Genomic DNA, 5,026 nt, shown 5'->3' with positions numbered 1-5,026 from the left:
GCCATGCCTGGAACCAGCTCGTCAATCAACCATGGCGCATCATGTCAATCGGACTGCGCAATTGGGCTCATGGGTTATAGCAATCAACGGTTGGTATAATGTCGCGCGCCACCGGTAAAACGTGGCGTTGCTGATCCCATGCTCCCGGCACAGGTCAGGAACCGGGACACCGCCCTCAGCCTGGCGGATCACACCCATGATCTGGGCGTCAGTAAAGCGATCACTCTTCATCAGAATCTCCTCAATTCTTACGCTGAGAAAATTCTCATTCAAAAGTCACTCTTTTTATGGGAGGATTACCCTGTGACGGTAATCTGGCCCATGCGAAGCTTGATCGACAGGGCTGAAGAAAACTCGGTGACAACCCAGTCACTGATGGAAAGATCTTCAGGTGCCTGGGCGCCAAGCCAGTCCTGCATCCGGGTTGTCTCTTCCTCATTGGTCAGAGCCGCCACAAGAACCGATGTATCGAGATAAAGACTCAATACCTTGCCTCATCACGCATCGCGCGAACAGTTTCTGCAGCAGGTTCCCTTTGCGGCGTCATAATGCTGGTAAGTGAACGAAGAGCACTCACTGCAATGGGTTTACGTACTGGCTCCGCCTTGACGAGTTGTGCGACGACCTTGCCGCGACGAAGAATACGAACGGACTCTCCTTCCTTCGCCAGATCAACCAGACGACTGAGATGGGCTTTGGCTTCCACCAGGTTGACGGTCTGCATTTCGGGCTCCGAACCATTAAACTGGTCACTTTATAGCGAAAAAATGTCGCCCTACCAAACGGAATATGCGTCTGACGATGAGAGCGATGCTCGCGGAATTCAGACGAGCAGGATGATGCTTTCCTATACGCCTGGTGGGATGCCGACCCCGTTTACAAGTCCAATCCCACGTTTCTGGCAACTCTTCGTCTCGCCCGTGCTCTGGAGATTAACCCGGCGGTTTTGGTGGAGCTGGAAGAATAGCACGCCGGCTGCCGAGAATCTGAATCTTATCCGGACAACAGGCTCTGTTCACGTAATAAGACATGGTGATCATCGTTGACCAAGTTGGGCATGGCTTCCCCATCTTTTTGGCAGGGGAAGCATTGGGTTGTCGATGTAGCAAGTGACATCTTATGACTACTGCCTAAACACGACGTTCGGACGGAGCCATTACCGCGTGAACGTCGCGGGGAATCAGTTCGTCAGACAAACCCGTGGCATCACCTTGGTGGCGTCGACAAGTGCGGGATCCGTCTGGATGCGGCAGGTGCAGGTCGTAACCCGGGAGCACATGTTGATTTGCTGTTCCGGCCTGCGCAAAAGTCACCTTTTGCGCAGGCGCGGGCAATGAAGGATGCCTCGGGCAGAAGAAAATCAGTAAAGTCGCGTGATGCTACGTCACACTTTCCCATGTTCTGACGTGGGATGCGATGAAGATGAGCGAGACAACCGGGAGGCAAGGCACATTCCCAATCCGGGGCGACGACCTGTGGGAACGGCTGCGGACGATTGAGGACAAATTGTCACTGATCATTGAAATCCTCTCGCCGGAAGATTCCGACGGGCCCACGCTTGATGAGATTCTCGGTCGATTGGTAACCTTGATCGCAGCGCAGAACCCTATGCTCAGACGTATTGATCTTACAACCGGCAGGGTACTCGACATTCAGGAGGGCAGGATGTCCCGCTCAGCCCGGCCCGACGATGAGGATGGAGCCGATGCCTGATGATGACGTTCCGGAAAATCTCGGCTGAGAGCAGCGGTCGCCTGATCACTGCCTATTTCACGCAGGAACTGCCAGATCCAGAGCACGACTTCCGTGCCCAGCCCGGAAAAGTGCCTGACGCGGATGGTGGCCGACTGACCAGCTATTACACCGGTCGCGACGGGCGGGCCTCGTGGCGACCGGACATGCAGCCCAAGATCGCGGCGGCTCTTGGCATTGATCCGAAGACACCACCGAAGAACGCGCAACTCAATCGCCTGTTTGAAGCAAAGAGGGCCGATAATGGCGAGGACTGGTCAAGGAACGCCCGCAAGATCAGTGCCTATGATCTGACTTTGGCGCCACACAAATCAGTTACCCTTGCGGCCGAGTTCGCGCCGACCGAGGCCGAGAGGGCAGCCATCTGGCACGCCATTGATCGGGCAAACGACGCGACAATGCTCTATGTCGCGCGGGAAATCGGCTTCGCACGGCGCGGTCACGGGGGCGAAGATGGTGCCGACCCGGGCGAGGTCGCCTGGGTGTCATTCCGGCATGATACCGCGCGCCCGACGGTCGAGGCGCGTGACGCGGGGACAGGTCAGACCTATCTGATCGATACGCCAGCAGGCGGCGATCCCCATGCCCATATCCATAACGCCCTGTTCAATGTCGTGGTCACGGAAGAGGGGCATGTGGGTTCACTCGACACGAAGCGGCTGCGATCGCGCGTTCACGAATTTGGAGCATATTTCCAGGCACAGCTCGCTGATGAACTGCGCCGGATCGGCATCGCCCAGCAATACGATGCGAATGAGCAGGCGACGGTCATCTCGGCCGTGCCGCAGGATATATCGGATTTCTTCAGCAAGGGACGACGCAACGTCATCAGGGCGGCCAAGGAGTACGCCGCGGCGGAAGGAGCGGATTGGGCGCATATGCCGATCGAACGCAAGCGCCGCATCCTGTCCATGGCTGGCCTGGCAGCCCGGCTCGACAAGGATAAAGGCACGGGTGACCATGAGATATGGCGCGAGCAGGCCAGGCGTCTTGGCTGGGAGGAAAAAAGCCTGCTTGGCACGCCAGTAGCGCCCGTGGGCACCAGGGAACAACGATACGATATTGCCTACCGTTTCGCTGCGCGCCATCTCGCGAGGGAGTTTGAAACAGCCGCCGTGATCGATCACGACAAACTCAGAACGTATGCGGCCCGGGGCCTGATCGGCACCGGCATCGAGGGTGGGGTGAAGGACATTGATCATGTCGTAGCCCTTGTTGAACAGCGTGGTCTTGAACTCGGCGGGGAACGGGTCTCGCTGATTCAGGAGATGCGCGGCGACAGGTTGAGGGTGACGAATTCCGCTCAGATCGCCATCGAGGAGGACCTCGCGATTCAGGCGGCTCGTGCTTCAGGAGACCGAAGCGGGGCGCTGTCGGACCGCCAGATCACAGAAGCGATCGGACGATCGCCCCTCGACTTCGCAAGCGAACATGGAAAGACGCAGAAGGCTGCGATCTACGCTCTTGGCCGGGGCGGTGCGCTCTCCATGCTCACCGGCGTCGCGGGATCCGGGAAGACGGCCCTGCTGTCTCCGCTGGTTGATGCGTGGAAACATGATACGCGTTATGACACGAATGGTCGCAGGGTTATCGGGATTGCCAATGCCTGGCGTCAGGCGGACGCATTACGTGAGGCCGGCATCTTTGACACGAGCGCGATGCTGCCCTTTCTGGCGCGGCTGGAGCGCGGTGACGTCGATGTGGACCGGAATACGGTGCTGGTGATTGACGAGGTCGGCCAGGTCGGCCCGCGCCAGATGCTTCGCCTGTTACAGTTGCAGCGCGATACTGGCTGCACGATCAAGGCGCTGGGTGACCACGAGCAGGCGCAGAATATCGAGGCAGGGGACTCCATCGAGATGCTGCGCCGGGTTCTGGATCCGGAAGACATGCCGGAGCTTCTGTCCAGTGTCCGGCAGGTATCTGCGAGAAATCGCCAGATTGCCGACATGTTTCGTGGCGCAGAGCCGGAAGAGAGCGATCTGGAAGCCCACGAGTTCAAGGGGGCTGCGGCAAACGCGTATACGGACGAGGAAAATGATGACGATGTCCGTAACAGGTTCCATCTGAAGGAAGTTCGGGATGCGATCGATATGAAACGGGCGGATGGAACGATCCGTCTGGTCGGTGGCGATCATGAGGAAGTCCTGCAGGATATTGCCCGGCTGTATGTCACGCGTCGCGATGCCCTGATAGCCGAGGGGGCCGGCCCGCAGCGAGGCCGGGCCAAGACGATCAGCATGTCGGCGCTGACCAATCAGGATGCTGCCGATCTGAGTCGCGCAGTCCGCAGGATCCTGCAGGAGCGCGGCGAGATCTCGACACATGAAATTACCGTGCAGGCCATTGATCAGCGTGGCGAGACCTATGATCTTGCGATCGCTACGGGCGACCGGCTTCGGCTGTATCGTCGGACGTGGGGCAGCGTGGATGGAAAGGGCGCCACAGTCGGAAATAACGGCGATGTGGTGGAGGTTCTGGCCCATGGCGATGCGGGGCTTCGCGTCCGCACGAAGGACGGGCTTGTTGCCGATGTCGAATGGCGGCGGTTTCGTGATGTGAAGACTGGTCGGGTGTTGCTGGGGTTCGGACATGCCATGACGATTGATGCCGCACAGGGGCTTACTTCAGACGAGCACATCAACGCCCTGCCGCGAGGCGTTGAACTGGCGACGGGATTTACCTCATACGTCGCGGAAAGCCGGGCGCGTGGAACCACATGGACCATGATCTCCGATGGCGCGACGTTTGAGGCGGTCCGGAACCAGAGGCCGCTCGGGGATACCACGCCCATCACCAGTGACGATCTGTGGGATCATGTGGCAAAGAAAATGGCAAACAAGCCTTATAAATCATTGGGCACGGATCTGGTTGCCCGAACCCGCAAGGCCCGGGATGCGAGGATCCGGGAACTGATCGCGCTTGGGCGCACGCAGGAGACACTGATGAAGTCAGGTCGCCCATATGGCTGGGAGATTATTCTGGAGACCCAGGCGCGGCAGGCCGAGCGCTTGCATAAGGCGCGTCTGGCCGAGATCGACGCCAGGTTGCAGGTCATGATCAGGAACGCACCAGCGGTCATGACGGGTGCAGAGCAGATGCTTCGGAGCCAACGGGCCGCTCAGGTGCTGGGCAGGCGTCCCCATGTGCCATATGCGTCGCCAGGCGCCGCCAGCTAGCAGCCTGTCGGGTTGGGGTACCCTGTGAAGGGGTAAGGCTGTAGAGTGTCGCGATGAGCCGCTTCATCCCGTTTGACCGATCCCAGCCGTATCTT

The 5,026-nt window shown here is 59.0% G+C and carries 3 protein-coding genes and 2 pseudogenes; 2 read left to right on the top strand and 3 right to left on the bottom strand.

Translation table 11 applies throughout. The features are described 5' to 3' along the window. Positions 1 to 102: 102 nt before the first annotated feature. The 3 genes and pseudogenes from CFR71_RS15195 to CFR71_RS15185 all read right to left on the bottom strand — a co-directional run. Positions 103 to 231: pseudogene (locus tag CFR71_RS15195) on the bottom strand (transposase); the annotation flags it as partial. A 71-nt stretch (positions 232 to 302) separates the two neighbouring features. Further along, positions 303 to 485: pseudogene (locus CFR71_RS15190) on the bottom strand (type II toxin-antitoxin system VapC family toxin); the annotation flags it as partial. Beyond that, a complete protein-coding gene (locus CFR71_RS15185) occupies positions 482 to 724 on the bottom strand; it encodes a type II toxin-antitoxin system Phd/YefM family antitoxin (RefSeq protein ID WP_010518306.1) in 243 nt (80 codons plus the stop codon). The pseudogene CFR71_RS15190 and the gene CFR71_RS15185, both read right to left, overlap by 4 nt. Before the next feature lie 692 nt (positions 725 to 1,416). Here CFR71_RS15185 and CFR71_RS15180 point away from each other — a divergent pair. Together CFR71_RS15180 and mobF are read left to right on the top strand one after the other, a co-directional pair. Then, complete coding sequence (locus CFR71_RS15180; RefSeq protein WP_039734023.1) at positions 1,417 to 1,713, top strand: hypothetical protein; 297 nt, start codon at positions 1,417 to 1,419, stop codon at positions 1,711 to 1,713. Further along, entirely contained in the window at positions 1,713 to 4,931 is a 3,219-nt protein-coding gene (gene mobF, locus CFR71_RS15175; RefSeq protein WP_110532149.1) for a MobF family relaxase, read from the top strand. Before CFR71_RS15180 ends, mobF begins: the two co-directional genes overlap by 1 nt. Positions 4,932 to 5,026: the final 95 nt, after the last annotated feature.

It is taken from the genome of Novacetimonas pomaceti (genome assembly GCF_003207955.1).
In the GTDB taxonomy this organism is placed as follows: domain Bacteria; phylum Pseudomonadota; class Alphaproteobacteria; order Acetobacterales; family Acetobacteraceae; genus Novacetimonas; species Novacetimonas pomaceti.
Note: the sequence above shows the minus strand (reverse complement) of the source record. Positions and strands in the feature narration are given on the sequence as shown.